1 protein-coding gene and 2 pseudogenes are annotated in these 1,671 nt (G+C 69.5%); all 3 read right to left on the reverse strand.

The window, feature by feature from the left end; genetic code table 11:
* Nucleotides 1–388, reverse strand: a 388-nt coding sequence (locus tag WA317_RS19490; RefSeq protein ID WP_425174597.1) for a DegV family protein, incomplete at its 3' end; no start/stop codon positions are given.
* Nucleotides 389–604: 216 nt separating this feature from the next.
* Nucleotides 605–1,339, reverse strand: a pseudogene (gene octT, locus WA317_RS19495) (diglucosylglycerate octanoyltransferase); the annotation flags it as partial.
* Nucleotides 1,329–1,671, reverse strand: a pseudogene (gpgP, locus tag WA317_RS19500) (glucosyl-3-phosphoglycerate phosphatase); the annotation flags it as partial. The pseudogenes octT and gpgP, both read right to left, overlap by 11 nt.

The raw sequence follows: 1,671 nt of genomic DNA on the forward strand, positions 1-1,671 counted from the left end.
CCGCACGGGCGGCGGCCAGGCTGACGAACCCGGTGCCCATGGCCGCCGACTTCGAATCGACCACCCGCACGGCGTCGCCGAATTCGGCGGCCGTCGTCTCCGCGGCGCTGACGGTTCCGGACAGTGCCGACGAAATGTGCACGGCCACTACCCCATCGCCGCCGCTGTCGGCCAGCGCCTGACGGTAGGCGGCGCACAGCTCGGCCGGCGCGACGGCGGCGGTGCTGGCTTCGCCGCGCTCGTAGATGTCGTCCGGTATCTCGTCCACACCGTCGCGCAGATCGGAGCCGTCGAGCAGGACGTGCAGCGGAACTTGGCGGATCACCCACCGCTCGCGCAGCTCGTTGGGCAGGCGCGACGAAGAGTCGGTGATGACGACGACCGGCATGGCTCAGTCGCGCGCTTTCTCGGTCGACACGCCGGTTTCATTGCGCAACTCCTCCTCATCGCTCTGTGCGTCCCCCTCGCCGCTGCGCGGCTGGGGGTACCCCCCCTGCATCGTCGCCACGCCGGTTTGATTGCGCGGCTCCTCCTCATCGCGCTGCGCGCTCTGCATCGTCGCCACGCCGGTTTGATTGCGCGGCTCCTCCTCATCGCGCTGCGCGCTCTGCATCGTCGCCACGCCGGCCTCCGCGAGCGCCTTGAGCATCAGCTCCGCGACCGCCTGATGTGCCTCGAAGTTCCAGTGGATGCCATCGGGATTGCCGCGACCGCTCATTATCTGTTCCCCGACAGCGGCTTTCAGGTCGACGAGCGGGACGTCGTGACGCTGAGCCCATTCCGTGATCGCCGTCACCGTGCCGGCCCGGCCGTGGTGGGCCTTGCCGTACGTCTCGGCGATGTGCACCGAGGGCAGCGAGGCCACAATCGGAATGCCCGGTCGATTGAAATCGATGGCGAACCTTGTCTGTTCGAGGTAGTCAGCGCTGAGATGCGGCGGCAGCGCCGCCCGGGCGACCGGTGACAGCCTCGGCTGCAGCCAGCCGTATCCGTCACGCACCCACCGTCGCAGCCGAGGCGGTCGCACATAGCGGATCAGTTCACGCAACGCGGTGGGTAACGGCGACGGCAGCGAATCCATCCCGCCGGTGGCGAAGATGACCGCACCCGCGCGGGGCAGCGCCGCCCACGCCCGCGGGTCCTGGGTAGCAGCCCACCACACATCTCGGCAGGTCCATCCGATACGGCCGATCAATTCGACATCCCAACCCAGCTGCCCGCCGACAATCATGGGCCAAATGCGGGGATCATCAGCGGGCAGGCCACCCGTCGGCCCGTAGTAGGCCAGCGAGTCTGCGAAGATCAGCAGCACCGGCCGCGCCGCGGCCTCAGAGGACATCGCCCGCGACCTGCGCCGAGGCATTCCACACATCGAGCCGCCACCGGATACGATCCAGCTCGCCGTAGCCGGCGTCATCGGCGGCATGCCCGCTCAGCTGCGTCCAACTGGCATTACCCATGCCGCCCAGCACCGGCCAGTTGACCACCGGCAGACGCAGCAGCGCCGCTGTCAGCGCGGCGATCCAACCGCCGTGCGTGACCAGCACCACCGGCCGCTCCGGCTCCTCAGGAGCGCCCCACTCCGGCTCCTCAGCCAGCAACTCGGCGATCAGCGGCAGGCCGGGGGCTGCCACGTCGACCCGGCTTTCCCCGCCGTGCGGTGCCCAGGTG

The organism is Mycobacterium sp. (genome assembly GCF_049802695.1).
Lineage (GTDB): Bacteria > Actinomycetota > Actinomycetes > Mycobacteriales > Mycobacteriaceae > Mycobacterium.